At 28.1% G+C, this 1,073-nt stretch carries 1 pseudogene; it reads left to right on the top strand.

The features are described from left to right. Window positions 1–727 precede the first annotated feature (727 nt). A pseudogene (locus EUA94_RS23205) lies at window positions 728–1,045 on the top strand (cytochrome b N-terminal domain-containing protein); the annotation flags it as partial. Window positions 1,046–1,073 lie beyond the last annotated feature (28 nt).

Below are 1,073 nucleotides of genomic sequence, written 5' to 3'. Positions count from 1 at the left end.
CCAAAAAATATTAAATTTTCATCAGTTATTTCACTAAGAATATCTAAAAATTTTCAACCCCCTCATTCCACTCTTAAACCTACTAAAATTAAAATAGCCCCATCTCCCACACGATTCCTAAGCCCCGTAATTATAGCCCTTCTCACAGAATTACTATTTTGATAAAAAATAACCAACAAAAAAGAAACCAAACCAAGTCCATCTCACCCTAATATAATTCTAACTAAATTAAGTCTAAAAACTACTAAAAGTATTCTTATAATAAATATAAATAATAAGACTAAAAAAAGAAATTTCCTACGTTCTTCTTCTATGTAGGTACCCCTATAATAAATAATCGACCCTCTAATTAAGCAAATGAAAGAACAAAAAAGTATTGATATCTTATCTAAATAAAGAGTAAATCTTATTGAAAAAGGCCCTAATAATAAAAAATTAAAATCTATTAAAATTCTAATATAATTCATTAACATAAAAAGCCCAAACACAAATCTTACCCTCCCCATAAAAATAAAAAATAAAGAAATTATATTATAAAGAAAACTATATTTTATAAAAATAGCTCTAGTAGTTTATTAAAATATTATCCTTGTAAGATAAAGAAGAGTATCCTAGAGTACTGATTACTAAACCCCAACTAACCAATCCTATTTTTAAGGTTATTAATAATATATTAGTAAATCTCCCCACCCCCCCTAATATTACATCTATGTGAAATTTTGGATCTCTTCTAGGACTGTGCCTAATAATTCAAATTTTAACAGGACTATTTTTATCTTTCCATTACCTAAATACAATAGAAGATGCATTTAGAAGAGTAATCCATATTTCCCGAGATGTTTCATTCGGATGATTATTACGAGTTATACATGCGAATGGAGCTTCTTTTTTCTTTATCTGTATCTATATTCACATTGGGCGAGGAATCTACTATAACTCATTCCGCTCCTCTAAAGTATGAATTTCAGGAATTATTATTTTATTTATTTTAATAGCAACAGCTTTTGTAGGATATGTCCTTCCTTGGGGTCAAATATCCTTCTGAGGTGCTACAGTAATCACCAGTTTATTTT

It is taken from the genome of Nocardioides zhouii, assembly GCF_004137345.1.
GTDB classification, from domain to species: domain Bacteria; phylum Actinomycetota; class Actinomycetes; order Propionibacteriales; family Nocardioidaceae; genus Nocardioides; species Nocardioides zhouii.
This window is presented reverse-complemented; position numbering and strand designations above follow the sequence as displayed.